A 25186-nucleotide genomic window follows, 5' to 3' on the forward strand; every position below is an offset into this window, starting at 1 on the left:
GGGGGACCGGCGGCACGCCGGTCGCAGGGGTGACGGCTGGTCAGTACTGGACGACCATCGCGGAGAAGGTCGCGCCGACACCGGCGGCGGCGATCAGGTAGTGGTCGCCGCGGCGGAGCAGCCCCCGCGTGGTCGCGGTGTGAAGATTGATGAGGCTGTCTGCAGCGAAACTGTGCCCGACCGACAGCACGTTGTCCAGCACCACCTTGTCGAGCGGATAGCCGATCCGACGCGCGATCATCCGCCAGGAGGCCTGGTTGACGTTGTGCGGAAGCACCGCGGCCAGGTCGGACAGGTCCAGACCGGCCTCGGCGAGGGCCGCCTCGATCGCCTCCACCATCACGTTCGGGTACTCGCGCTGGTAGCGGGCGAGCAGGTCCGGGTCGTCGGCCAACCGGCCGTCGAACTCCGGCCGCTGGCGCACCACGAAGGAGCGCACCCGGTGGCGCCCGCCCGTGGCGCTCACCAGGCAGGCGGCCGCGCCCTCGGCGAAGATGCCCGTCTCGGGCACCACCTGGGCGTCCTTGGTGAAGGTCTTCTCACCGGCCAGAACGAGCGCCAGCGCCTCCGGGTCGGGGTCGCCGGCCAGCAGCCGGCCGGCCAGGTCGATGGCCAGCAGGCCCACCGCACAGGCGTGGTGGGTCACGGTGAAGGCGTTCGCGTGGGCCAGGCCGCGCCCGGCCAACAGGTCGTGCAGGGGGTTGAGCGGGTAGGGCACCGCCACCGGCATGCTGCGGGCGTGGATCACGAAGCGGACGTGCCGCTCGCGTCCACGCAGCTCCGGCAGGTCGTCCAGGGCGGCTTCGAGCAGGTCGGGCAGCGTCCCGGCCGGGTCCAGACGCAGCTGGTCCAGGCCGTGGAAGCGGCGGAAGAGACGAAGTTGACGTGGGGTCAGGCCGATCCGCTCACCAACCGCCTCGATGGGCACGGCGTGCGGGGGGAGGTGAACGGCCACTGCCTCCAGTGCTGTCACGCGGGCTAGTATTCCGACGCCCGCCGGGTCGCACAAGTGATCTCGGGCCATTCCCCGTCGCGTTCGCCCCCGGGGCCGTCGCCGCAGGCCGACGCCCTCGCCCCGGCGCCGTCGCGCCTCACCCCCGTGCCGTCGAGCAGGTGGGAGCCACCCATGCCGGACCGTGAACCACCGCACCCCGTCGAACCGTTGACCCCCCGAACGCCGCAGCCCGCCGCGGGCCCGGGCCCCGAAGCGCCGGACCCCGCAGGCCCGGACCCCGCCCCGAACGCCGCAGGCACAGCCCTTGCAGCACCACCGGACGCCGACAGGCCGCACCCCGTGCTGGTCGCGCTGCTCGTCGAGGCGGCCGGCGCGCCGCCCGGCTGGGCCGAGCGGCTGACCCCGCACGCCCGGCTGGACGGCGACCTGCTGCTCGACGAGTGCGAACTCGCCGCGCTCGCCGCCGCGCTGCGCGACCGTTTCGGGCCCGCCGCCGACCTGGCCGGGCTGCGGGCTCGCCTCGACCTGCCCGGGCTGGAGGCCCTGACCGTCGCCGACCTGCAGGAACTGCTCCCCGAGGAGGGCCCCCGATGACCCGTTTCCTGCTGGTGATGCCCCCGCTCACCGGGCACGTCAACCCGGCGGCCGGCATCGCCGCCGAGCTGACCGCCCGCGGCCACCAGGTCGCCTGGACGGGCACCGAGTCCGTGCTGCGGCCGCTGCTGGGCCCCGACGCCGTGGTGCTCGGCACCGGAACGCGGGCCTTCCGGGCGCAGGGCGGCCACGGGCTGGCCGCGCTGCGCTCGCTCTGGGAGGGCTTCATCGTCCCGTACGCGCGGTTCACCGCGAAGCCGCTGGACAGCGTGGTGCGGGAGTTCCGGCCGGACGTGCTGCTGGTCGACCAGCACACCCCGGCGGGCGCCCTGGTCGCCCACCGGCACGGCCTGCCGTGGGCGAGCTTCGCCCCGGGCGCGATGGAACTGGGCCGTCCGTACCGGGCGTTGCCGCAGGTGGAGGCATGGATGACGGGGTTGCTCCGCGGACTGTGGGAGCGCGCCCGGCTGCCCGCGGAGGAGTACCTGGACCCGCGCTTCTCCCCCGCCCTGGTGCTGGCGACCACGGGCCCCGCGCTCACCGGCGACCCGGCCCCGCCACCGGAGCACGCCCTGGTCGGGCCGGTGTTGCCGGCACGCCCGGCCGACCCGGACTTCCCGTGGGGGCGGCTTCTGCCGGGCCGGCGGCGGGTACTGGTCACCATGGGCACGCTGGCGGGCGAACTGGGTGCGGACTTCCACGCCCGGGCCGCGCGGGCGCTGGCGCTGTGCGGGCCGGACGTCCAGCCGGTGATCGCGGCTCCGCGCGACCTGCTGCCCTCGTTGCCCGCGCTGCCGGCCGGGGCGGTCCTGGTGGACCGGGCGCCGGTGCTGGAGCTGATGGGCCGCGGGGAGCTGGACGCCGTGCTCTGCCACGGCGGGATGAACACCGTGGGCGAGGCCCTGGCGCACGGCCTGCCGCTGGTCACCGCGCCGATCCGGCACGACCAGCCCTTCGTCGCGGCGCAGGTGGTGGCGGCCGGGGCCGGTCTGCGGGTGCCCTTCGCCCGGGTCGGGCCGGAGCGGCTGGCCGTGGCCCTGCGGGAGGCGCTGGAGGCCCCCGGCCTGCGGGAGAACGCCGGACGGGCCGGCCGGGCCCTGCTGGCCGGGGGCGGTGCGGTGGCGGCGGCGGACCGCCTGGAGGCGCTGGCGCCCTGAGCCGTCCCGGCACCACACACCCCCCGGTTCCAGGGCTTGAGCCCGCGTCAGGTGGGCACGGGCCGGGGCGCCCTAGCAGACCGGGTGATCACACGTCCATTGGTCTAGGCCATTGTTTCCAGGCCGGGGTTCACCCTAGGGTGGCGCGCAGCACCGCCATCGCAGGTGCCGAGCACCGCCTTCCCAGGTGCCGTGGCAGAGCCCATCCCCGCACGGGAGTTCCGGTTGATCGAGACCACGGGACTGCGCAAGTCCTACCGCAAGAAGACCTCCCGCAAGAGCGCGGAGGACCCCACCGTCGACGCCGTCCGCGGCATCGACCTGTCCGTCGCCGCAGGCGAGATCTACGGCTTCCTCGGGCCCAACGGCGCCGGGAAGACCACCACCCTGCGCATGCTGGCCACCCTGATCCGCCCCGACGGCGGCCGGGCCACCATCGCCGGGGCGGACCTGTTCACCGACCCGGCCGGTGTCCGCCGCCGGATCGGCTACGTCGCCCAGGGCGGCGGCACCACCGACGGCGTCAGCGCGCGCGAGGAACTCGTGCTCCAGGCCCGGATGTACGGCGCCCCCAAGGCGCGGGCCGTCCGGGCCGCCGAGGACGCGCTCAAGGCCTTCGACCTGGGCGAGTTCGGCGACCGGCCGTGCGCCACCTACTCCGGCGGCCAGCGCCGGCGGGTGGACATCGCGCTCGGCGTCATCCACGAGCCGCGGGTGCTGTTCCTGGACGAGCCCACCGTCGGGCTCGACCCGGCCAGCCGGGCGTACGTCTGGGAGGAGATCCGCCGGCTGCGCACCGAGGGCATGACGGTCGTGGTCACCACCCACTACCTCGACGAGGCCGACGCGCTCTGCGACCGGGTGGCGATCGTCGACCACGGCCGGGTGGTCGCCGAGGGCACGCCCGAGGCGCTCAAGCGCGAGATCTCCGGCGACGTCGTGCTGGTCGGGCTGGAGCCCGCCGAAGGCGCCGCCGAACGCGCCGCCCGGGTGCTGCGCCCGCAGCCCTACCTGCACCGCCTGGAGGTCGAGGGCGAGGACGGACTGCGGCTCTACCTGGACGACGGCGCCGCCGCCATCCCGCAGCTGCTGCGCGCCCTGGACGGGGCCGGTGTGACGCCCGGCACCGTGCAGCTCCAGCGGCCCAGCCTGGACGACGTGTTCCTGGCCCGCACCGGCCGATCGCTCCAGCAGTCCTGACCCGCCCACCCCTGGGGAGACCATGAAGCTCGCCCGCGACACCTGGCTGGTCTTCCAGCGCCAGCTGCTGCTGATGATCCGCACCCCGGTCTGGATCGCCGTCGGCATCATCCAGCCCGTGTTCTACCTGCTGCTGTTCGCCCCGCTGTTGAAGAAGGTGCTCGCCCCGGACGGCGCGAGCAGCTACGCCGACGCCTACCAGGTCTACGTGCCGGGCCTGTTGGCGGTGCTCTGCATCTTCGGCGGGCTGTTCACCGGCTTCAGCCTGCTCGGCGAGCTGAAGGCCGGCATCATCGAGCGGTCCAGGGTGACCCCGGTGAGCCGGCTCGCGCTGCTGCTCGGCCGGGCGATGCGGGAGATGGTGGCGCTGCTGGTGCAGGCCGTCCTGATCACCCTGATCGCGCTGCCGTTCGGGCTCCGGGTCAGCCCGCTGAACCTGTTGCTCGCCTACCTGCTGCTCGGGCTGCTGGCGCTGATGACCTCGGCGATCTCCTACGGGATCGCGCTGATGGTGCCGACGGACGCGGCGATGGCGCCGGTGGTGAACACCATCGCGCAGCCGATCGCGCTGCTGTCGGGGGTGCTGCTGCCGCTCACCCTGGCGCCGGAGTGGCTGCAGCAGACGGCCAGGTGGAACCCCTTCTACTGGGCGGTGGAGGGCATGCGCGCACTGTTCTCCGGGCACGTCGGGGACAGTTCGGTCTGGCAGGGCCTGCTGGTCGTCGCGGTGATGACCGTGCTGTCGGTGTACTGGTCGGCCCGGCTGTTCTCGACCCGGGTGCGCTGAGCGCCAGGCACTGCGCGGAACCCCGGCACAGCGGGGAAGCCCCCGGCACGACGGGGAAGAGGGGTGAAGGGGAGGGGCCCGGCTCGCGAGCCGGGCCCCTCCCCTTCACCCCTTCGGCCCGTACGGTCCTCAGCCGGTGGCGGACCCGATGAACGCGGCCAGCTTGGCCACGCCGTCGATGATCTGCGCCTGCGTCAGCGAGCTGATCGACAGCCGCAGCCGCCGTTCCCCGCCCCCCGCCGGGTAGAACGGCGCCATCGGCGTCCAGAGCACCCCGTACGCGCGGGCGCAGTGCTCCATCGCCGCGTCGTCGGCGGTGAAGGGCACCGTCAGCACGGCGAAGAAGCCGCCCTCGGGTCGGTTCCAGGAGACCCCGAGCCGGCGCCGCTCGGAGGCCGGGAAGTGCCGGTCCAGCTCCCGTAGCAGGGTGTCCATGCCGGCCGCGTAGTGGGCCGTGGCGGGGGCGTTGGCGGCGCGCAGCCGGCAGTCGTGGCGCAGCAGCATGCCGGCCACGACGGCCTGGCTGAGCGCGGGCGTGTTGACCGTCGTCATGCTCTTGAGCTTGGCCAGCTCGTCGGCGAGCAGGGTGCGGCGCCCGCCGGGCCCCGCCACCTCCTGGTCCGCGACCACGTAGCCGAGCCGGGCGCCGGGGAAGCAGGTCTTGGCGAAGGAGCCCAGGTAGACGACCTGGCGGCGGCGGTCGAGCGCCTTGAGGGTCGGCCGCTCCCCCGGGTCGCGGGCGAAGAAGCCGTACGGGTTGTCCTCGACGACCAGCAGGCCCTCCGCCGCGGCGGCGTCCAGCAGGGCGTTGCGGGCGGCCACCGGCATGCTGGTGCCGGAGGGGTTGGCGAAGTCCGGGACGACGTAGAGGGCGCGCGGACGCCGGCCGTCGGCCCGCACGGCCTTCGCGGCGGCCCGGACGGCCTGCGGGTCGGGCCCGCCGCCCGGGCCCTCGGGCACCGGCAGGGTGGTCAGGTCGAGCAGCCGGGCGGCGCCGGTGACGCCGACGTAGCAGGGCGAGCTGACCAGCAGGACGTCGTCCGGGGTGGCGCACAGGGCGCGCAGCACGAGCAGCATGCCCTCCTGGGCGCCGACGGTGAGCACCAGGGCCTCGGGGTCGACGCTCAGGCCCTCGTCGTGGGCGAGGGTGCGGGCGACCAGGTCGTTGACGACGCCCTTGGTGGGCCCGTACTGGAAGAGCCGGGTGCGCACGGCGTCCCGGTCCAGGCCGCGTTCGGCGAGGTGGGCCAGGTAGGCATCCAGGTGGGCGGTGACGTCCTCGGGTTCGAAGAAGCCCTCGTAGGGGCGGCCGGGGGCGAAGGAGACGGCGTCGGGGTAGCGCGTGGTGACCTCGTTGAGGAAGGTCATCGCGTCCAGCAGCGGGTCGGCGAGCGAGGCGTGCAGCTCGCCGAGCGGCAGCGGGACGGGCCGGTCGGCGGCGCTCACCGCAGGGCCTCGCGCAGCCGGCCGGCGGCGTAGTGCTGGGCGTCGGCGGCGGCGTCCAGGGTGCCGGTCATGGCGAAGAAGCCGTGCGGCATGCCCGCGTAGCGGCGCTCGTCCACCGGGACGCCGGCCGCGCGCAGCGCCCGGGCGTACTGCTCGCCCTCGTCGCGCAGCGGGTCGTACTCGGCGGTGATGACGGTCGCGGGCGGCAGCCCGGCCAGGTCGGGGGCGCGCAGCGGGGAGGCGTGCGGGTGGGCGCCGTCGGCCGGGTCGGCCAGGTAGTGGCCCCAGTACCAGGCGACCGAGCGGCGGTTGAAGAGCAGCGGGTCGTCGTGCTCGGCCAGCGACGGGGTGTCGGCGGCGTGGTCGGTGTTGGGGTAGACGAGCAGCTGGTGGCGCAGGGCCGGGCCGCCCTCGTCGCGGGCGAGGAGGGTGACGGCCGCGGTGAGGTTGCCGCCGGCGCTGTCTCCGCCGACGGCGAGCCGGTCGGGGTCGACGCCGAGCCGCCCGGCGTTCCCGGCGAGCCAGGCCAGCGCGGCGCGGCAGTCGTGGACGGCGGCGGGGAAGGGGTGCTCGGGGGCCAGCCGGTAGCCGACGGAGGCGGTGACGCAGCCGACCTCGGCGGTCAGCCGGCGGCAGATCGCGTCGCTGGTGTCGGGCGAGCCGAGCGTCCAGCCGCCGCCGAACAGGTAGAGCAGGGCGGGCAGCGGCCGGCCGGGCGGTTCGGGGCGGTAGAGCCGCAGGGCGAGCTCGCCGCCGGGGCCGGGGATGCGGTGCTCCTCCACGGCGGCGACCGGTTCGGGGGTGCCGGCGGCGGCGCGGATGTCGGCGAGGTCGGCGGCGCGGGCCTCGGCGAGGGTGAGGGTGTAGAGCGGCGGTGCGCCGCTGCTCGCGCGCCGGGCGCGCAGGGCCTCGGCCTGGGGGTGCAGGGGCATGGGGGTGGGTCCCGTTCGGTGCGGAGTCGGTACGGGTTCGGGGCGCTGCCGGGGCCGCCGGCGGGCGGCGTCGCCGCGGACGGCCTGCCGGCGACGACGGGCCGCCGCTCGGCCGGCGACAGGCGACCGGCGGTCGGCTTCCAGCGGCCGGCGGCAGGCGGGAGGCGGCCGGCGATCAGCGGCTGCCGGTCAGCGGTCGGCCTCGACGTAGACGGTCTCGTCGGTGCGGAACGCGGTGTCGAGGTCGGCGACGTCGGGCCGCACGCCCTGGCGGTAGGCGCAGGGGCGGATCCGTCCGGCCTCGAAGCCGGCCAGGGTGAGGACGTGGCGCAGCTCGTCGAGGTCGTAGATCCACTGGTGCCCGTAGTGGCGGAAGATCTGGTTGACCAGGAAGGCCGGGCGGGCGGGCATCGGCGGGCCGAAGCCGAGGGTGGTGAGGCGGCGGCGGTGTTTGGCGAGGAAGCCGTCACCGGTGGCGTAGCCGACCAGGTAGCGGGCCAGGTCGGGGGTGGTGAGGCGGAGCACCCCGCCGGGGCGCAGCACGCGGTGGACCTCCCGCAGCCAGCCGACGGCGACGGGCATGGTGACGTGCTCGATGAGGTGCTCGGCGTACACCCAGTCGACGCTGGCGTCGGCGAGGGGCAGCGGGCGGCCGATGTCGAGCTGGGTGAACCAGCGGTCGCCGTCGACCCGGTAGAGGGTGCCGGGTTCGGTGGCCGCCGAGGGGCTGCGCAGGGTGGCGAGGTCGGTGCCCAGGCCCTCCGGGTGGTCGGTCCGGAAGGCGGCGAACTCGATCCCGGTGATGCCGAGTTCACGCAGTCCGGCGTGGTCGCGGGGCAGCCCGCCGGGGTGCGCCGCGAGCTTGTCGCAGGTGGCGACCTGCGCGCTGAAGGCGTCCAGGCGGGTGGCGAGGTCGTCGGGGTCGTCCCAGTCCCAGCCGGGGAAGGGGTCGGGTCGGGCGGTGGTCGGGCGCGGTTCGGTCATGGCTCTCTTCCTTTGACGACGTGGTGCGGGCGGTGCGCGGTTCAGCCGACCGGACAGGGCCAGGGGGCGAGGACGGTGCGGTCCAGGTCGGCGAGCCGGGGGCGCCCCAACAGGGCCATGGTGTGCTCGAGTTCCTCGCGCAGCAGGTCGAGGACGTGGTGCACGCCTGCTTCGCCTCCGGTGGCCAGGCCCCAGAACACCGGCCGGCCGACCAGGACGGCGCGGGCGCCGAGGGCGAGGGCGAGGGCGACGTCGGTGCCGGTGCGCACGCCGCCGTCGAGCAGCACCGGCAGGTCGGCCGGCACCGCGTCGACGACCTCGGGCAGTGCGGCCAGGGCGGGCAGGGCGCCGTCGAGTTGTCGGCCGCCGTGGTTGGAGACCAGGACGGCGTCGACGCCGTGTTCGGCGGCGAGCCGGGCGTCCTCGGCGGTCAGCACGCCCTTCAGGACCAGTGGCAGCCGGGTGCGCTCGCGCAGCCAGGCCAGGTCGGCCCAGGTCAGGGTGGGGTCGAACTGCTGGCGGGCGTGCTCGGCGATGCCCGAACTGCCGCCACTCGCACGGTGGCTGGCGGACATCAGGGCCGGGTCCAGGTTGACGGCGCGCACGCCCGGCGGGATGGCGAAGCCGTTGCGCAGGTCGCGCAGCCGGCGGCCGATCCGGGGGGCGTCGACGGTGAGGACGAGCGCCCGGTAGCCGGCCGCCTCGGCGCGTTCGACCAGGGCGGCGAGCGCGGCGCGTTCACGCAGCCAGTACAGCTGGAGCCAGAGCGGACCGGTGGCGGCGGCGGCGATCTCCTCCAGGGTGCGGCTGGCGAACATCGCGGCGACCAGCAGGGCGCCGGCGCGGCCGGCGGCGCGGGCGGTGGCCGTCTCGCCCGCGGGATCGACCAGCCGGTGGTAGGCCATCGGGGCGATCCCGACCGGGAGGGCGAGCGGGGTGCCGAGCAGGGTCAGCGCGGGCGAGCAGGACGAGACGTCGACCATCGTGCGCGGGCGCAGCGCATAGCGTGCGAACATTTCCCGGTTCGCCGCCAGGGTGCGTTCCGCTCCGCTGCCGCCTTCGATGAAGTCCCAGATTTCCGGGGGAAGGTGCGTGCGCGCGGCGCGCTCGATCCCGGCCAGCGTGAGTTCTCCCACGGGCATCCTCGATTCCCGGACGGCCACGCGCGGGCCGGTCCCGGTCGGCAGCGTAGGAGCAACCGGCACATTGGTATAGACCTTGATTTGACCAATCGTCTGTGCAATGGTCTGGCAACGGAATTGACCGTTTTGGTTGTGAACGGCGTTCATGTCAAATCCCCTCACTTGCGTGGAGTGGTGTTGACCCGCTTTTCCCCCTCCTCACTTCCGCCCTCCGAACCGCCGCACGCCGACGCCCCGGACTCCTGGGTCGACCGGCTGCTGCTGGCCGGCCCCGGGGGCGAGGAGTGCCTGCACCTCGGAGCACCGATCGACCGGGACGCCCTGCGCGCCCTGGTCGACGACCAGGCCGAGCGGCTCGCCGCGGCCGGGCTCGAACCGGGCGGCACCGCCGCACTGCGGCTGCCGCCCTCGGTGGCGTTCGTCGCCGCGCTGCTGGCATGCTGGCGGCTCGGCGCCCAAGTCGCCCTGCTCGATCACCGGTTGACCGACCACGAGGTCGACTCGGCGGTGGCGCGGCTGGCCCCGCAAGTGCTGCTAGGCTCCGCTCACCGGCCCGCGGCGGCGCTGCGCGGCTTCTCCGAGGTGGAGCCGGTGGCCGTCCGCCTGCCGGACGGGCTCCCGGCCCGCAGCGGGCACGCGCTGATCCAGCTGAGCTCCGGATCCACCGGACCGGCCAAGGTCATCGCCCGCACCGCCAGCGACCTGCTCCGCGAACTCGACTGCTACCGCAGGCTGGAGGAGTTCCCCGGCGAAGGCGAACGGGTCGTCCTGCTGTCCTCGGTGGTGCACGTGCTCGGCCTGGTCGGCGGACTGCTCAACGGTCTGCACGCCCGCGCCGCGGTCACCGTGCCGGAACGGATGACGGCAGCGGGCATCCTCGCGGCCGTCGCCGCCGGCGACCGGCCGACCACCCTCGTCGGAGTGCCCTTCCACGCCGAGCTGCTGGCCGGCGCGGTCGCTCCGCCGCGGCTGTCGCAGCTGCGCCGGATGATCGTGGCGGGCGAGCTGGTCCGACCGGGCCTGCCCGCGCTGTTCACCGGCCGCTACGGCGTCCCGCTCGGCACCATGTACGGGATGACCGAGACCGGGGTCATCGCCACCGACCTGTCCGGCACGCTCCACCCCGCCAAGCAGCCCGTCCACGGGATGCGGCTGCGGATGGTCGCGGGCGAGCTGCAGATCGGCGCGCCGGCTTCGCCGTACCCGGGGCTGGACGACCCGACCCGCTGGTCGGAGGGCTGGCTGCACACCCGGGACGCGGCCGAGCTGGACCGGGCCACCGGCCGGGTCACCGTGCTCGGCCGGCTGGACTCCCAGGTCTCGATCGGCGGGCTCAAGGTCGACCTCACCGAGGTCGAGCAGACCCTCACCGCACTGCCCGAGGTCCGCGAGGCCGTGGTGGTCTTCGAGGACGGCGCGATCGAGGCCTACCTCGCCACCGAACCCGACGCCGACCTCGCCCTCGTCCAGGACGGGCTGGCCCGCCGGCTCGCCGCCTACAAGCGGCCGCGGCGGATCGCCCTGCTGGCGCAACTGCCCCGCACCGCCACCGGAAAGCTGCTGCGCGACCCGGCCGCGCTGCGCACCACCGCCACGGCCGCGGCCACCGCCGCGCGCTGAACCGCCCCGGCGCGCGCACCGCGCCGACGCTGCACCACCCCGACGTTGCACGAAAACCCGACGCCGCACACCGCACACCGCACACCGCACACCGCACACCGCACACCGCACCGACGCTGCACCACCCCGACAAGGAGCCACACCATGCAGGACCGCATCCGCGAGTTCGTCCTCGCCTCCCTGACCGAGATGCAGTACGACGTCACCGACGTCACCGGGGACACCGACCTCGGGCCGGCCGGGCTGGACCTCGAGTCGCTCGCGCTGGCCGAACTGTCGGTGCAGGTCGAGGACGAGTTCGGGATCAAGTTCGACCTGGACGAGATGGAGACCACCGCGCTGATGACGCTCGACGAGTTCACCGCCGACGTCGTCAAGCGGATCGCCGCCACCGCCGCCACCACCGGCAGCGCGGCGTGAGCGACTCCGGCCTCCCCGACCGGGCCGAGGTCCGCACGATGCTGGCGGCGTTCGGGCAGCGCGCCGCCGACGACGTGCCGGAGGATCTCGGGTCCCTCGAACTCACTTGGCTGATAGCCGAGTTCGAGCAGCGCTACGGCATCCAACTGGACCTCGACGACGACCGCTTCGGCGCCGTCCGGACGGTCGACGAGGCCACCGACCTGCTGCGCGCGGCCGTCCTGGCCGAACGCTCGGCCGCACGGCCATGACCGGTACCCCGCCCGCCGGCACCCGGCCGGTGGTCACCGGGCTCGGGGTGCTCAGCGCCGCCGGGCGCGGACCCGACCCGCTGACCGAGGCCGCCGTCCACGGCAAGGCCGCGTTCGGCCCGGTCACCCGCTTCGACGTGAGCGCCCGCCGCACCACCCGGGCGGCCCTGCTGCCACCGGGCGTCCCGCTCGCGCACACCTTCCCGCTGGCCCGGGCCGTCCTCGACGCCATCGGCCAGGCCTGCCGGCAGGCCGGGCTGACCGGTGACGACGGCGGGCGGATGCCCGTCCTGCTCGCCCTGCACAGCGACGAACGGACCCGCAGGACCGCCGACGCGGTGGCGGCCGGCGTCAGCGCCGTCTGGGGCACCCGGGGCGTCACCCGGGTGTACACCGGCGCCTGCGTGGCGGCCTCCACCGCCGTCGCGGACGCCGCCGCACTGGTCGCCGCAGGACGGCACGAACGGGTCCTGGTCGCGGCCGGGCACCTGGTCGAACCCGGTGTGTTCGCCGTCTTCGACGCCGGGCGGGCACTGGCCCGCGACGGCGAACTGCGACCGTTCAGCACCGGTCGCAGCGGCACCCTGCTCGCCGACGCGACAGCCGCCGTGGTGGTCGAGGCCGCTCCGGCCGCCGAACGGCGCGGCGCCCCCGCGCTCGCCCGGCTGGCCGGCTGGGGGCGGGCCGGTGACGCCCACCACGTCTGCCGCCCCGAGCCCGCGGGCGACGGAGCCGTCCGGGCGATCGAGGCCGCGCTCACCCGCGGCGGCGTCGCCCCGGAGGAGGTCGGCTACGTCAACGCCAACGGGACCGGCTCCACCCTCGCCGACCAGGCCGAGGCGAGCGCGCTGCGCCGGGTGTTCGGCCGCCACACCGCCGAACTGCCGGTCAGCTCCAGCAAGTCCGTGCACGGGCACGCCCTCGAGGCTTCCGCCCTGCTCGAACTCGTCGTCACCATCGGCGCGTTGGGCCGCGGCCTGCTGCCGGTCAACGCCGGCTGGCTGGGCCCCGACCCGGACGTCGGCCTCGACCTCGTCCTGGACGGCCCGCGCGCCGCCGGCCCCCGCTACGCGCTCAGTCTCAACTCCGCCTTCGGCGGCGCCAACACCGCCCTGCTGGTGGCCGCCGCGTGAACCGCACGAGCCGAACGCGCCGCCCGTACCCGCCCCCCTCCCCGGCACCGGCACCGACACCGACACCGACACCGACACCATGATCACCGACCGCACCCCAGCCCCGGCCGCCCGCGCGCTGCGCGTCCTCGCCGAGGCCCGCCGACCCGGCCCCGGTCTGACCGGCCCGCCGCCGCCCCTGCCCGGCTTCGCCGGATCCGGCCTCGGCCCGCTCGTCGCCGACACGGCCGACCGCTGTCTGCAGGCGCACCACGGACCACCGCCCGCCCCCGGGCGGACCGCCCTGCTGCTGGCGAGCGCCGGCGGCGACCGCGCCACCGCGCGGGCCATCGACCGCACGGCCGAACCCGGGCGACGACCGGCCCCGCTGCTGTTCTTCCAGTCCAACCCCAACGCCGTGCTCGGGCACATCGCCGCCCGCTGGGGCCTGACCGGCCCCGTCCTGGCGATCAGCCCCGCCGAGGCCGCCCCCGGAACCGTACCCGCGGACGCCCTCGACCTCGCCGCGCTGCTCCTCGCGGACGGCGACGCCGACCTGGTCCTGGTCGTCGCCGCCGAGCAGACCGACGACGGCGACCACGCGGTGGCCGTCCTGGTCACCGGCTGAACCGCCGGGCCACCACCGGCGGTAGCCCCCGGGGGTAGCCGGCGACGAGGCCGGCACCCGCGCGGGCCGCACCCGGCCGGACCGGCTCCGCCGCACCGGAGGCCCACGGCCCGCGGCCGACCGCCGCCCCGGCCGGTCCCCGCGGGCCGCCCGCCGAAGCCGCCGCCCAGCCGCCACCCGCCGAAGCCCCCCGCCGCCCGAGCGGCCGCACCGCCCCGACACCCGATCAGCCGCCCGGGCCGCCCCCGGCCCCGGCCCCGAGGGAGGGATCCACCCCCGTGACCATCCGCAGTCTCCGCACCCTGCTGGCGGACGACCCCGACGTCGGCGCCGGCAACGTCCTGACCACCCGGCTCGCCCTCGGCCTCGGCCTCGACGAGCCGCTGCTGACCTTCGACACCGCGGTGGACGGCCACCCGGCCTGGCAGCCCTTCACGCTGCGCGAGCTCGACCGCGCCGTCCGGGCCCGCGCCGCCGCCCTGCACGGCCTCGGCATCACCCGCCGCGACCCGGTCGTCGTCTACGCGGGCGACGCCGCCGACCACGTGCTCGCCTTCCTCGCCCTGGCCCGGCTCGGCGCCGTCCCCGCGCTGCTCAACCCCAACCTCGACGGCGAGCGGGCCGCCCGCTACATCGCCCGAATCGGCGCGGTCGGCGTGCTCGCCGACCCCGCACACCTGGCCGCCCTCGCCGACCACGACCCCGGCGCGCCGCTGCTCCCCGAGATCGGCACGCTCGGCGCCGCCGACCCGGACGACGCCCCGGCGCCCTACCGGCACTGGTCCGGCGACCCGGTCGCGATCACCCACTCCTCCGGCACCACCGGCATGCCGAAGGCCGTCGTCCACTCGCACGCGAGCCTGTACGCAGCGATCCGCCACCGGCTGCGGCTGCCCCGCCCGCAGGGGCAGGAGCGGATGCTGAGCGCACTGCCCGCGCCGCACGCCGCCACCCTGATCGCGCTCAACCTCGCGCTCAGCTCGCACACCCGGCTCGCCGTGCTGTCCGGGCAGTCCGGCGCCGGGGTGCTGGACGCCGTCGAGCAGTGGCGGCCCACCGGCGTCGTCGGCTTCGCCGCCACCTGGGCCGACCTCGCCCACCACGACCTCGCCGCCCGCGACCTCTCCTCCGTCGCCCTCTGGTGGAACACCGGCGACTGCGCGCACGAGGTGCACATCCGCCGCCTGATCGCCACCGGCAGCCGGGAGTCCGTCACCCGCGCCGGCCGCACCCGCACACCCGGATCGCTGTTCGTGGACGGGCTCGGCTCCACCGAGATGGGCCACTCGCACTTCTTCATCACCCACGGCCCCGGCACCGAGCGCTACGGTCGCTGCGTGGGCCGCCCGCACGCCTTCGTCGACTGCGAGGTGGTCGGCCCGGACGGCGAACCGCTCGGCCCCGGCGAGGTCGGCGAACTCGCCACCGCCTCACCGACCCTGGCCCTCGGCTACTGGAACGACTCGGCGACCACCTTCCGCACCAGGATCCGCGGCCGCTTCCTCACCGGCGACCTGATGTACCGGGACGAGGAGGGCTACTACTACCACGTCGACCGGGCCGTCGACTCGGTCGAACTCGGCGACGGCAGGCGCCTGTTCACCGCCATGTCGGAGGAGCGGGTGCTGGCCGCCTGCCCCGACGCGGCGGACTGCACGGTGGTGGCCGTCCGCGACGGCGAACGGGTCGTCACCGACGTGCTGCTGATCCTGGCCGAGGGCGCCGACCGGGACGCCGACCGCACCGAGGCGGTCGTCGCAGCCCTCGACGAGGCCGCCGCCGCCACCGTCCGCCAGGTGCTGGTGGTCTCCGGGAGCGACATCCCGCTCGGCCCGACCGGCAAGGTCCGCAAGGTGCTGCTGCGCGAGCGCTACCTCGCCGCGGTGCAGGCATGAGCGCCCGCCCGGGAGCCGTCGTCACCGGCATCGGCCTGGTCTCACCGCTCGGCCGCAAGCCCACCGAGGTGTTCGAGGCGCTGACGGCCGGCCGCTCCGGCCTGCGCGCCGTCCCCGAGGGCCACCCCGCCCACGGCTGGCTGCCCGCCGCCGGGATCGCCCCCGCCGTGGACGGCCGGGAGGTGCTGCCGCCGACCGAGACCCGCTGCGTGGACCGCTTCGTCCTGCTCGCCCTGGCCGCCGCCGACGACGCGCTCGCCGACGCCGGCCTGGTGGTCGGCGAGGGCGTCGACCCGCACCGCACCGCCGTGGTACTGGCCACCGGCGGCGGCGGGCTGGAGACCTTCGAGCAGCAGTCGCACCGCCGCCTGGAGCGCGGCCGCCCCGGCGTCAGCCCGTACCTGCTGCCGGGCATGCTCTCCAACATGGCCACCGCCCGGATCGCCATCAAGCACGGCATCCGCGGCTACAGTTCGGCCGTGGTGACGGCCTGTGCGGCCGGCGCCCAGGCCGTCGCCGAAGGGCTGCGGCTGATCCGCTCCGGCGACGCGGACGTCGTGGTCTGCGGCGGCACCGAGTCCTCGCTGCACCCGACCATCGCCGCCGCCTTCACCAACGCCCGGGCGCTCGCCCAGGGCTGGGAGCAGCCCGAGCAGGCCAGCCGCCCGTTCGACGCCCGGCGCAACGGCTTCGTGCTCGGCGAGGGCAGCGCCGTCCTCGTCCTGGAACGCGCCGCGCACGCCGACGCCCGCGGCGCCGCCGGGTACGCCGACGTCATCGGCTGGGGCGCCTCCACCGACGCCCACCACCCCACCATGCCCCGGCCGGACGGCGCCGGCGCCGCCGACGCGATGCGCGCCGCGCTCGCGAACGCCGGCCTGGCCCCGGGCGACATCGACTACGTGAACGCCCACGGCACCGGCACCAAGCTCGGAGACGTGGCCGAGACCGCCGCGCTGCACGCCGTCTTCGCCGGCCGGCCGCCCGCGGTCAGCTCCACCAAGGGCTCCACCGGCCACCTCCTGGGCGCCGCGGGCGCCCTGGAGGCGGCGGTGACCGCCCTGGCGGTGGCGAGGGGGACGCTGCCGCCGACGCTCAACCTGCACGACCCCGACCCGGCCTGCGACCTGGACCACGTCCGGGGCGCGGCCAGGACCGCACCGGTGCGCGCCGCGCTGAGCAACGCCTTCGCCTTCGGGGGCCACAACCTCAGCCTGATCCTCGGCCCGGCGTCCACCCGGGCCGCCCGCTAGGGCTTGTCCGGCGGACCGGACCGGCGTCCACCAGGACCGCCCGCCGGGGCCCGTCCGACCAGCCCGAGCCCGCCCTTCCCATCCCTCCGGGGGGAGATCCCGTTGTCCATCCAGACCATCACCCACGTCGAGTACCACTGCTCCGACGCCGACAAGACCGCCGCCGGCCTCTGCGCCGACTTCGACTTCACCGCCGACCCGCCGGTGACCGCGCCGGACGGCACCCGCACCGTCCGGCTGCACCAGGGCTCGATCCGCGTGCACCTGGCCTCCGCCGCCGACCCGGGCCACCCGGTGGCCGAGTTCGTCGCCCGGCACGGGGACGGCGTCGCCGTCCTCGCCCTGTCCTGCACCGACCCGCAGGCCGCGCTCGAGCGCGCCGAGCGGCACGGCGCCCGCGTGCTGGACCGGGCCGGCGGGCTGATCGCCGGTTTCGGCGACACCGCCCTGCGCCTCGTCCCGGAGCGCCAGGCCGACGCCGGGGAGGCCCCGGGCCTGCTGGACGCCCTCGACCACGTCGCGATCTGCGTCCCGGCGGGCGAACTCGCCGACGCCGTACGGTTCTGCGAGGCCGCGCTCGGCTTCCACCGGATCTTCGGCGAGTACATCGAGGTCGGCGAGCAGGCCATGGACTCCAGCGTGGTGCAGAGCGCCTCCGGCGAGGTCACCTTCACCCTGATCGAGCCGGACACCAGCCGCCGGCCCGGCCAGATCGACGAGTTCCTGTCCTCCCACGACGGCGCCGGCGTGCAGCACCTCGCCTTCCGCACCCGCGACATCGCCACCGCCGTGCGCACCGCCCGGGCCCGCGGCGTGGAGTTCCTGAGCACCCCGGGCGCCTACTTCGACGCCCTCGCCGAGCGGTTCGGCACCACCGCCATCCCGGTGGAGACCCTGCGCGACCTGCACGTGCTGGTCGACCAGGACCACGGCGGCCAGCTGTTCCAGATCTTCGTCCGCTCCACCCACCCGCGGCGGACGTACTTCCTGGAGCTGATCGAGCGTCAGGGCGCCGGCACCTTCGGCACCGCGAACATCAAGGCCCTCTACGAGGCCGTCGAACGGCAGAGCTCCGCCGCCTCCGTCTGACCGCCGGATCCCGAAGAAGGAGGCACCACCCGTGACCACCGTCACCGAGTTCCACCTCACCGACGCCGAACGCGACCTGCTGCCCACGCCCGAGGAGGTCGCCCACTACCGCGAGCACGGCTGGTACCTGTCCCGCCGGCTGTTCTCCGACGAGGAGCTGGACACCCTCCAGGCCGCCACCGAGCTGTACTACGCCGGCGCACGCGACCGCGAACTGCCCGTCCGCCCGCCCAGACTGGCCTCCTGGGAGCCCTCGCACGGCCCCGTCCAGCGGCACAACGACTACGTGCACTACGAGAGCGACGCCATCGGCGCGATCCTGCGCAAGCCCCTGGTCGGCGCGGTGGCCGCGCTGCTCGCCGGGGCCGAGGAGATCCGGATCTTCCAGGCGACCCTGATCTACAAGCCCCCGGTGCCCGGGGAGCCGAGCAACCGGGTGCCCTGGCACTTCGACAAGCACTACTGGCAGACCTCGACCTCCGAGGAGATGCTCACCGCCTTCATCCCGTTCCACGACTGCGGGGAGGAGAACGGCACCATCACCATGGTCGACGGCAGCCACCGCTGGCGGGAGCTGGACTCCGGCGAGGACTCCACCCGGCACTTCGCCGACCGCGACCGCGGCGAGCTGGACGGCATCCTGGCCGCCAACGCCGCCCACAACGGGCAGCAGGTGCGCACCGTCCCGATGGAGATCCCGCGCGGCCACATGTCCTTCCACCACTGCCGCACCTACCACGGCAGCGGCCCCAACCTGGCCGCGTTCCCGCGCCGGGCCGTCTCGCTGCACCTGCAGGACGGCGCCAACGCGTACCGCCGGCACGCCAGGGCCGACGGCGAGCCTGTGGTGTACAACCACGACGTGCTGGTGCGCCGCACCGCGGACGGCCGGCCCGACTACGCCGACCCGCGGTTCTGCCCGACGGTCTGGCGGGGCACCCGGTGACGGCCTCCCCCGGTCCCGCCGCCGGGGCGGCCGGACCCGGCGGGACGGCGCCGCTCGGGACGCCCGCCGAGCGCTACCGGATGCTGCGGCTGATCCGTGGCTTCGAGGAGCTGGCGCTCGGCCTGGTCCGGGCCGGCGCGATCCCCGGCGGCATCCACCCGTACATCGGCCAGGAGGCCGTCGCGGTCGGCGTCTGCGCGGCGCTCGGCCCCGGCGACCGCCTCACCAGCACCCACCGCGGGCACGGCCACGTCCTGGCCCGCGGCGCGGCGCCCGACCGGCTGCTCGCCGAACTCGCCGGCCGGGTCGACGGGTTGAACGGCGGCCGGGGCGGCTCGATGCACGCGGCCGACCTCTCGCTCGGCATCCTCGGCGCCAACGGCATCGTCGGCGCCGGCGCCCCGATCGCGGTCGGCGCCGCCTGGGCGGCCCGGCAGGCCGGCGACGGCCGGGTGGCGGTCGCCTTCTTCGGAGACGGCGCGCTCAACCAGGGCGTGCTGCTGGAATCCTTCAACCTCGCCGCGATGTGGCGCCTTCCGGTGCTGTTCGTCTGCGAGAACAACGGCTACGCCACCACGCTGCCCGCCGCCACCGCCGTCGCGGGCAGCGCGACCGGGCGGGCGGCCGCCTTCGGCATCCCCGCCGAGGAGGTGGACGGCATGGACACCGAGGCCGTGCGCGCCGCCGCGCTGCGCGCGGTCGACCGGGCCCGGGCCGGCGGCGGCCCCGGCTTCCTGGAGTGCCGCACCTACCGCTACGAGGGCCACCACACCATGGAACGCCGGATGAAGCTGCACTACCGAACCCCCGAGGAGGTGGCGGCCTGGCGCGCCCGGGATCCGCTCCCCCGGGCCGCCGCCCTGCTGGACGCCCGGGCCGTCGCCGGGATCGACGAGGAGGTCGCCGGCCGGCTCGCCGTCGCCGAGGACTTCGCGCTGGCCTCCGCGCACCCCGACCCGGCCGGCGCCCTGGACCACCTGTACGCCGACGGTCTGCGGCCCCGGGCGGGGGCGGTGGCATGACCAGGCTCTCGTACACCAAGGCGCTCAACCGGGCGATCGCCGACGAGCTCGCCGCCGACCCGGCGGTCTGCGTGTTCGGCGAGGACATCGGAGCCGGCCTGGCCGGGCCCACGCTCGGCCTGCTGGACCGCTTCGGCCCCGGTCGGATCGTCGACACCCCGCTGTCCGAGCAGGCCTTCACCGCGATGGCGATCGGCGCCGCGCTCGCCGGGCGGCGCCCGGTGCTGGAGTTCCAGATCCCTTCGCTGCTGTTCCTGGTCTTCGAGCAACTCGTCAACCAGGCACACAAGTTCTCGCTGATGACGGGTGGTCAGGCGGCCGTCCCGCTGACCTGCCTGGTGCCCGGGTCGGGCTCCCGGGACGGCTGGGCCGGGCAGCACTCCGACCACCCGTACAGCCTGTTCGCACACGCCGGGGTGAAGACCGTGGTGCCCGCCACCCCGACCGACGCGTACGGGCTGCTGCGCTCGGCGATCCGCGACCCGGACCCGGTGGTGGTGTTCGCCCCGGCCGCCGCCCTGCCGGTGCGCGAGACCGTCACCCAGGAGCTCGAAGCCGTCCCGCTCGGCAGGGCCCGGATCCACCGGCACGGCACCGACGTGACGGTCGTCGCGGTGGGGCACCTGGTGCACGACGCGCTCGCGGTGGCCGAGGAGGTCTCCGGGACGATCTCCGTCGAAGTCCTCGACCCGCGCACGCTCCACCCCCTAGATTGGGCCGCGCTCGCCGCCTCGCTGGAACGCACCGGTCGGCTGGTGGTCCTCGACGACTCGAACCGCAGCTGCGGCCTCGCCGCCGAGGTGCTGGCCACCGCCGCCGAGGAGATGCACCTGATCGCCCCGCCCCGCCGGGTCACCCGCCCCGACGGTGCCGTCCTGCCCTTCGCCCCCGCCCTCGACCGTGCCCTGCAGCCCGGCCGCGAGCAGCTGCGCCACGCGCTGCACGCCGTCATGAAGCAGCCCTGAAGCAGCCCTGCCCCACCCCCTCTCCCCCGCATTCCCCCCGAACAGAAGGAGTCGACGTGTCCACCAACCGCTACCACTGGGACCGTTCGCACCCCGGCCTGACCAGCCTCCAGCAGGCCATCGACCCGCTGCGCCGCGAGGTGGTCGGCCACACCGTCTACGGCGGGCTGACCAGCATCGGGCGCGTCCGCACCTTCCTGGACAGCCACGTGTTCGCCGTCTGGGACTTCATGTCGCTGCTGAAGAGCCTGCAGCGCGACCTCACCTGCGTGGACGTCCCGTGGGTGCCGAACGGGCCCACCGCCAGCCGCCGGCTGATCAACGAGATCGTGCTGGTGGAGGAGAGCGACGAGCTGGGCGAGGGCTACACCAGCCACTTCGAGCTCTACGTCGAGGGCATGCGGCAGGCCGGCGCCGACCCGCGGCCGGTCGAGGAGTTCCTGGGCCTGCTGGGCGCCGGCACCGCAGTCCCGGAGGCGCTGAAGGCCGCGGCCGTCCCGCAGGCCGCGGCCGACTTCACCGGCACCACCTGGTCGATCATCGAGAACGCGCCGGTGCACTGCCGGGCCGCCGCCTTCGCCTTCGGCCGCGAGGACCTGATCCCCGACATGTTCGCCCAGGTGGTCGGCATCGACGACCCGGACGGCGTGCTCACCGTCTTCAAGGACTACCTGGCGCGGCACATCGAGGTGGACGGGGAGCAGCACACCCCGATGGCGATGCAGATGCTGATCGACCTGTGCGGCGACGACCAGGCCAAGTGGGACTCCTGCGCCGAGACCGTCCGCACCGCGCTGCGCGCCCGGGTCGCGCTCTGGACGGCCATCGAGGCCGCCTTCGCCTGACGCACCGCCTCCGAGAATGTCCTGACGATCCGTCAGATCACCTTGGGGACCGCCGCGGCCGACGTGGGCAGCTCGTCGGCCGCGGCCCGGAAGCGGTGCAGCGCGGCCCGGCCCTCCGCCCCCCGCACCCGGGCGGCGAGCCGGGCCGGCAGCACGACGGTGGTCAGGAAGCCTGCGCCACCGAACCCCTCGACCGTCCAGCTCACCCACGGGAGCGGGTAGTTGGCCGTCGGGCTGAAGAACACCGGGCGGTGGCCCTGGAAGCTCACCCGGTAGGCGCCGAAGCGGCTCCAGTTGGAGAAGCTGAACCGGCGCGCCTGCGGGTCGAAGCCCAGCGGGACGCAGTCGCGCAGCCGGTCACGGCCGAGCGAGGCCAGGAAGTCCAGGTTGGCCCGCAGGTTGAGGTGGGCGGTCGGGAACTCCTCGACGGCCGCCCGCAGTGCGCCGGCCAGCGCCGCCGGGCCGTCCTTGGGCTGGTGCGGCAGGTGGACGTCGCCCAGCAGGTTGCCCACCAGGGCGGGCGAGAGGCCGAGCCAGCGGCGGGCGTTGACCGGGACGGTCAGCCAGCGCTCGGCCCCGTCGCCGTCCAACTCCCGCAGGGTGCAGACCACGTGGGCGCAGAGCACGTCCCCGGAGGAGAGCCGGCGCCCGGCCGCGGCACTGAACTCCTCGCGCATCCGCTCGACCTCGGCGTCCGTGAAGAGGATCTGGACGGTCCGGTTGGCGCGCGGCCCGGCCGCCACCTCGCGGGCCAGCAGCTGCGCCTCCTCCTCCCCCGGCACCCGGAAGCCGGGCCGCCCGCAGTCCGACTCCGGCAGCACTCCGGCCAGCAACGCGTCCTGGTCCTCGACCAGTTCGGCCTCCGGCAGCTCCTCCCCCTCGACCGCCGCCGACCAGATCCGCAGCAGCAGCATGAAGCTGTGCAGGTCGCCGACCGCGTGGTGCCAGGAGCAGCCCAGCACGGTGCCGCCGTCGCCGGTGCGGGTGACCCGCACGGTGAACAGCGGGGCGCCGCCGGTGCGGGCGGCCGGGGCGTCCACCGGGTCGGCCAGGTCGGAGCCGGGAGCCGTCACCCGGCCCATGGCCTCGGCGAGCGTGCCGTCCACGGTGTAGAGGTCCAGCGGGACGCCGGAGTCGTCGCAGACCGCCTCCAGGACGCCGTCCACGGTGCGCAGCCGCCCGGCGAAGACCGGCACCCGCTCCAGGGCGCGGGCCAGGCCGGCGGCGAGCCGCTCGTCGTCCAGCGGCCGGTCGAAGCAGAGGACCACCGAGACGGCGAGGTCGGCCAGCATGGTGTCCATCAGTCCGCAGCGCAGCACCGTGCCCGGGGCACGGCCGGCTCTGACGGTCCGGGACAGGCGCAACTGCGGCCAGATACTCATGCGTTCCGTCCCCGGTGGTTCGGCGGGTGGCTGCGGGCACGCCGAACGATAGTGCCGCGCCGTCACAGTGGTCCAGTCCAATCCCGCGATCCGGGAGGCCCGCCCTCCGGAAGGCCGTGAGGCCGTCCCGGCGATAGAATCCGACCATGGGAGAGCGCCCCGGCGCGTCCGTCGCGCCGCCCCTCGTCCTGGTCACCGACACCGAGTCGCAGCTGATCGAACCGACCCGGGCCTACCACCTGGGCCGCGACCCGACCAGCGAGATCGTGCTGGACGACCCCCGGGTCTCCTGGCACCACGCGGTGCTGCGCGCCGACGACGGCCACTGGCTGCTGGAGGACGTCGGCAGCACCAACGGCACCTTCGACGAGGGCCACCGGGTCGACCGCGAGGACGTCGGCCCCGGGACGAGGCTGCGCTTCGGCGACCCGGCCGACGGCCCCTCCGCGACCTTCGCCGGCCTGCCCCGCCCGGACCCGGGCGAACGGACCTCGCTGCTCGCCCCGCAGTCCTCCGGCACCTTCCGCAGCCCCAGCGCGGTGATCCAGCTGCCCGACCGCACCGTGCGGATCGGCCGCTCCGACGACAACGACCTCGTCCTGGACGACCTGGTGGTCTCCCGCCACCACGCCGAACTGCGCGAACTGCCCGACGGCGGGCACGAGATCGTCGACCTCGACAGCCACAACGGCACCTACCTCAACGGCCGCCCGGTGCGGCGCGCGCCCGTCGGACCGGCCGACATCGTCGGCATCGGCCACTCCGCGCTCTGCCTCTCCGACGGCCGCCTGGTCGAGTACACCGACACCGGCGAGATCTCCCTGGACGTGCAGCACCTGGTGGTCAGGGTCGGCCCCGACCACCGGGTCCTGCTGGACGACATGAGCTTCCCGCTCCCCGAGAAGGCCCTGCTCGCCGTCGCCGGACCGAGCGGCGCCGGCAAGTCCACCCTGCTCAACGCGCTCACCGGGCTGCGCCCCGCCGACGAGGGCACCGTGCTGTACGACGGCCGCGACCTCTACCGCGACTACGCGGAACTGCGCCGCCGGATCGGCCTCGTCCCGCAGGACGACATCCTGCACACCCAGCTGACCGTGCGGCGCGCGCTCTCCTACGCCGCCGAGCTGCGCTTCCCCGGCGACACCGCCAAGCACGAGCGCGAGGCCCGGGTCACCGAGGTGATCCAGGAACTCGGCCTGGCCGAACGCGCCGACCAGGTGATCGCCAGCCTCTCCGGCGGCCAGCGCAAGCGGGTCAGCGTCGCGCTGGAGCTGCTGACCAAGCCCTCCCTGCTCTTCCTCGACGAGCCGACCTCCGGCCTCGACCCGGGCATGGAGCGCTCGGTGATGCACATGCTGCGCGGGCTCGCCGACGACGGCCGCACGGTGGTCGTGGTGACGCACAGCGTGCTGAGCCTCAACGTCTGCGACCGCCTGCTGGTGCTCGCGCCGGGCGGCCGCACCGCCTACTACGGCCCACCCGGCGAGGCCCTGGAGTTCTTCGGCTTCGAGGAGTGGCCGGAGGCCTTCGAGGCCTTCGAGAGCGAGGACCACGAGGCCTGGCAGCGCCGCTTCCGCGCCTCCCCGCAGTACCGGCGCTACGTGGCCGCCGAGTCCGTCCCGGCCGTTCCGGTGCCCGCCGTGCCGCCGCCCGGCGCGCAGGCGCCCTCGATCGGGCGGGAGAAGCCGCAGGGCTGGTTCGCCCAGCTGGGCACCCTCGTGCGGCGGTACACCGCCGTGCTCGCCGCCGACCGGCTCTTCCTCACCATCATGGTGGTGCTGCCCTTCGTGATCGGCCTGATGTGCCGGGTGATGGCCGGCAGCCGGATCACCCCGGACAACGCGGTCAACTGCCTGCTCACGCTCTGCATCGGCGGCCTGCTCACCGGCGCCGCCAACTCGGTGCGCGAGCTGGTCAAGGAGCGGGCGATCTACCGGCGCGAACGCGTGGTCGGACTGTCCCGGTCGGCCTACCTGGTGTCCAAGGTGGTGGTGCTCGGCACGGTCACGGTCGGTCAGGCCGTGGTACTGACCGTGGTCGGACTGGCCGGGGTCGACCTGTCCTTCGCGGTGCCGACCGGAGTGGTCATGCCGCAGCTGCCCGAGCTGATCATCGCGGTCGCGCTGCTCGCCTTCTCGGCGATGATGCTCGGCCTGGTGGTCTCGGCCGTGGTGGAGAAGGAGGAGGCCACCATGCCGCTGCTGGTGCTCCTCTCCGTCGTCCAGATCGTCTTCAGCGGGCTGATGCTCAAGCTGCACGGGGTGCCCGGGCTGGAGCAGTTCGCCTGGCTGATCCCGTCCCGCTGGGGACTCTCCGCGATGGCCCGCACCATCGAACTGCACAGCATCTTCCCGACCAACATCACCGTCGACCCGATGTTCCGGCACGAGCGCGCCGGCTGGCTCTTCAGCATGGCCGTGCTGCCCGCCCTGTCCGTCGCCTACGGCCTGGCCGTGCTGGCCCTGCTGCGGCGGCACGAGCCCGCCATCATGCGGCGGTGACGGCGGCCCCGGGCTGGACCGGACCGCCGCCGGTAGAGTGGGAGACAGACCTGTGCTGCG

23 protein-coding genes are annotated in these 25186 nt (G+C 75.1%); 17 read left to right on the plus strand and 6 right to left on the minus strand.

The window, feature by feature from the left end; translation table 11 throughout:
- Positions 1-40: 40 nt before the first annotated feature.
- Positions 41-973: a 3-oxoacyl-[acyl-carrier-protein] synthase III C-terminal domain-containing protein gene (locus tag AB0N04_RS16475; RefSeq protein WP_360206551.1), complete on the minus strand. Its 933-nt coding sequence runs from the start codon at positions 971-973 to the stop codon at positions 41-43.
- A 321-nt stretch (positions 974-1294) separates the two neighbouring features.
- Between AB0N04_RS16475 and AB0N04_RS16480 the strand changes: the two genes are divergently transcribed.
- The 4 genes from AB0N04_RS16480 (at position 1295) to AB0N04_RS16495 (ending at position 4693) form a co-directional block, all read left to right on the plus strand.
- Positions 1295-1549, plus strand: coding sequence for a hypothetical protein (locus AB0N04_RS16480; RefSeq protein ID WP_360206554.1), 255 nt, complete (start codon positions 1295-1297; stop codon positions 1547-1549).
- Positions 1546-2706, plus strand: a complete 1161-nt coding sequence (locus AB0N04_RS16485) for a glycosyltransferase (RefSeq protein WP_360206557.1) — start codon at positions 1546-1548, stop codon at positions 2704-2706. Before AB0N04_RS16480 ends, AB0N04_RS16485 begins: the two co-directional genes overlap by 4 nt.
- Before the next feature lie 192 nt (positions 2707-2898).
- Entirely contained in the window at positions 2899-3906 is a 1008-nt protein-coding gene (locus AB0N04_RS16490; RefSeq protein ID WP_360206560.1) for an ATP-binding cassette domain-containing protein, read from the plus strand.
- A 22-nt stretch (positions 3907-3928) separates the two neighbouring features.
- Complete coding sequence (locus AB0N04_RS16495; protein WP_360206562.1) at positions 3929-4693, plus strand: ABC transporter permease; 765 nt, start codon at positions 3929-3931, stop codon at positions 4691-4693.
- Positions 4694-4822: 129 nt separating this feature from the next.
- Here the strand turns inward: AB0N04_RS16495 and AB0N04_RS16500 are convergent, their stop codons facing one another.
- From AB0N04_RS16500 to AB0N04_RS16515, 4 genes are all read right to left on the minus strand, one after another.
- Complete coding sequence (locus AB0N04_RS16500) at positions 4823-6139, minus strand: PLP-dependent aminotransferase family protein (RefSeq protein ID WP_360221830.1); 1317 nt, start codon at positions 6137-6139, stop codon at positions 4823-4825.
- Positions 6136-7071: an alpha/beta hydrolase gene (locus AB0N04_RS16505; RefSeq protein ID WP_360221833.1), complete on the minus strand. Its 936-nt coding sequence runs from the start codon at positions 7069-7071 to the stop codon at positions 6136-6138. The genes AB0N04_RS16500 and AB0N04_RS16505 overlap by 4 nt, the downstream gene beginning before the upstream one ends.
- A 189-nt stretch (positions 7072-7260) precedes the next feature.
- A complete protein-coding gene (locus tag AB0N04_RS16510; protein WP_360221836.1) occupies positions 7261-8055 on the minus strand; it encodes a methyltransferase domain-containing protein in 795 nt (264 codons plus the stop codon).
- Positions 8056-8096: 41 nt separating this feature from the next.
- Positions 8097-9191, minus strand: a complete 1095-nt coding sequence (locus AB0N04_RS16515) for an alpha-hydroxy acid oxidase (RefSeq protein ID WP_360221839.1) — start codon at positions 9189-9191, stop codon at positions 8097-8099.
- 180 nt (positions 9192-9371) lie between these two features.
- On the opposite strand from AB0N04_RS16515, the gene AB0N04_RS16520 reads away from it, so the two are divergent.
- From AB0N04_RS16520 to AB0N04_RS16575, 12 genes are all read left to right on the plus strand, one after another.
- Positions 9372-10817: an AMP-binding protein gene (locus tag AB0N04_RS16520; protein ID WP_360221842.1), complete on the plus strand. Its 1446-nt coding sequence runs from the start codon at positions 9372-9374 to the stop codon at positions 10815-10817.
- Between the two features lie 144 nt (positions 10818-10961).
- Complete coding sequence (locus tag AB0N04_RS16525) at positions 10962-11237, plus strand: phosphopantetheine-binding protein (protein ID WP_360221845.1); 276 nt, start codon at positions 10962-10964, stop codon at positions 11235-11237.
- The gene (locus tag AB0N04_RS16530; protein WP_360221848.1) at positions 11234-11488 is read left to right on the plus strand and encodes an acyl carrier protein; all 255 of its coding nucleotides are present in this window, start codon (positions 11234-11236) and stop codon (positions 11486-11488) included. Before AB0N04_RS16525 ends, AB0N04_RS16530 begins: the two co-directional genes overlap by 4 nt.
- Positions 11485-12621 (plus strand): beta-ketoacyl synthase N-terminal-like domain-containing protein, encoded by a 1137-nt coding sequence (locus tag AB0N04_RS16535; RefSeq protein WP_360221851.1) that lies wholly within the window; start codon positions 11485-11487, stop codon positions 12619-12621. The genes AB0N04_RS16530 and AB0N04_RS16535 overlap by 4 nt, the downstream gene beginning before the upstream one ends.
- A gap of 79 nt (positions 12622-12700) precedes the next feature.
- Positions 12701-13228 carry a beta-ketoacyl synthase N-terminal-like domain-containing protein gene (locus AB0N04_RS16540; RefSeq protein ID WP_360221854.1) on the plus strand — a complete coding sequence of 176 codons (528 nt, stop codon included), beginning with the start codon at positions 12701-12703 and terminating at the stop codon, positions 13226-13228.
- A gap of 278 nt (positions 13229-13506) precedes the next feature.
- Complete coding sequence (locus AB0N04_RS16545) at positions 13507-15123, plus strand: class I adenylate-forming enzyme family protein (protein WP_360221857.1); 1617 nt, start codon at positions 13507-13509, stop codon at positions 15121-15123.
- Entirely contained in the window at positions 15120-16376 is a 1257-nt protein-coding gene (locus tag AB0N04_RS16550; RefSeq protein WP_360221860.1) for a beta-ketoacyl-[acyl-carrier-protein] synthase family protein, read from the plus strand. Before AB0N04_RS16545 ends, AB0N04_RS16550 begins: the two co-directional genes overlap by 4 nt.
- A 102-nt stretch (positions 16377-16478) precedes the next feature.
- Positions 16479-17465 carry a 4-hydroxyphenylpyruvate dioxygenase gene (hppD, locus tag AB0N04_RS16555; RefSeq protein WP_360221863.1) on the plus strand — a complete coding sequence of 329 codons (987 nt, stop codon included), beginning with the start codon at positions 16479-16481 and terminating at the stop codon, positions 17463-17465.
- A 31-nt stretch (positions 17466-17496) separates the two neighbouring features.
- Positions 17497-18411, plus strand: a complete 915-nt coding sequence (locus tag AB0N04_RS16560) for a phytanoyl-CoA dioxygenase family protein (protein ID WP_360221866.1) — start codon at positions 17497-17499, stop codon at positions 18409-18411.
- Positions 18408-19433: a thiamine pyrophosphate-dependent dehydrogenase E1 component subunit alpha gene (locus AB0N04_RS16565; RefSeq protein ID WP_360221869.1), complete on the plus strand. Its 1026-nt coding sequence runs from the start codon at positions 18408-18410 to the stop codon at positions 19431-19433. Before AB0N04_RS16560 ends, AB0N04_RS16565 begins: the two co-directional genes overlap by 4 nt.
- Complete coding sequence (locus AB0N04_RS16570) at positions 19430-20398, plus strand: transketolase C-terminal domain-containing protein (protein ID WP_360221871.1); 969 nt, start codon at positions 19430-19432, stop codon at positions 20396-20398. The genes AB0N04_RS16565 and AB0N04_RS16570 overlap by 4 nt, the downstream gene beginning before the upstream one ends.
- Positions 20399-20454: 56 nt before the next feature.
- Complete coding sequence (locus tag AB0N04_RS16575; RefSeq protein WP_360221874.1) at positions 20455-21243, plus strand: DUF3050 domain-containing protein; 789 nt, start codon at positions 20455-20457, stop codon at positions 21241-21243.
- 32 nt (positions 21244-21275) lie between these two features.
- Here the strand turns inward: AB0N04_RS16575 and AB0N04_RS16580 are convergent, their stop codons facing one another.
- A complete protein-coding gene (locus AB0N04_RS16580) occupies positions 21276-22625 on the minus strand; it encodes an acyltransferase (protein ID WP_360221877.1) in 1350 nt (449 codons plus the stop codon).
- A gap of 146 nt (positions 22626-22771) precedes the next feature.
- Here AB0N04_RS16580 and AB0N04_RS16585 point away from each other — a divergent pair, with 146 nt between their 5' ends.
- Positions 22772-25126, plus strand: coding sequence for an FHA domain-containing protein (locus AB0N04_RS16585; protein WP_360221880.1), 2355 nt, complete (start codon positions 22772-22774; stop codon positions 25124-25126).
- The last annotated feature ends 60 nt before the right edge of the window (positions 25127-25186 follow it).

The sequence above is a fragment of the Kitasatospora sp. NPDC051702 genome (assembly GCF_040681575.1).
GTDB lineage: Bacteria > Actinomycetota > Actinomycetes > Streptomycetales > Streptomycetaceae > Kitasatospora.

What these genes read in the sequence shown, in the direction of transcription:
- AB0N04_RS16485 (WP_360206557.1), top strand. Translation starts at nt 1,546, where the DNA reads ATGACCCGTTTCCTGCTGGTGATGCCCCCGCTCACCGGGCACGTCAAC.
- AB0N04_RS16495 (WP_360206562.1), top strand. Translation starts at nt 3,929, where the DNA reads ATGAAGCTCGCCCGCGACACCTGGCTGGTCTTCCAGCGCCAGCTGCTG.
- AB0N04_RS16505 (WP_360221833.1), bottom strand. Translation starts at nt 7,071, where the DNA reads ATGCCCCTGCACCCCCAGGCCGAGGCCCTGCGCGCCCGGCGCGCGAGC.
- AB0N04_RS16510 (WP_360221836.1), bottom strand. Translation starts at nt 8,055, where the DNA reads ATGACCGAACCGCGCCCGACCACCGCCCGACCCGACCCCTTCCCCGGC.
- AB0N04_RS16525 (WP_360221845.1), top strand. Translation starts at nt 10,962, where the DNA reads ATGCAGGACCGCATCCGCGAGTTCGTCCTCGCCTCCCTGACCGAGATG.
- AB0N04_RS16535 (WP_360221851.1), top strand. Translation starts at nt 11,485, where the DNA reads ATGACCGGTACCCCGCCCGCCGGCACCCGGCCGGTGGTCACCGGGCTC.
- AB0N04_RS16540 (WP_360221854.1), top strand. Translation starts at nt 12,701, where the DNA reads ATGATCACCGACCGCACCCCAGCCCCGGCCGCCCGCGCGCTGCGCGTC.
- AB0N04_RS16550 (WP_360221860.1), top strand. Translation starts at nt 15,120, where the DNA reads ATGAGCGCCCGCCCGGGAGCCGTCGTCACCGGCATCGGCCTGGTCTCA.
- AB0N04_RS16570 (WP_360221871.1), top strand. Translation starts at nt 19,430, where the DNA reads ATGACCAGGCTCTCGTACACCAAGGCGCTCAACCGGGCGATCGCCGAC.
- AB0N04_RS16580 (WP_360221877.1), bottom strand. Translation starts at nt 22,625, where the DNA reads ATGAGTATCTGGCCGCAGTTGCGCCTGTCCCGGACCGTCAGAGCCGGC.
- AB0N04_RS16585 (WP_360221880.1), top strand. Translation starts at nt 22,772, where the DNA reads ATGGGAGAGCGCCCCGGCGCGTCCGTCGCGCCGCCCCTCGTCCTGGTC.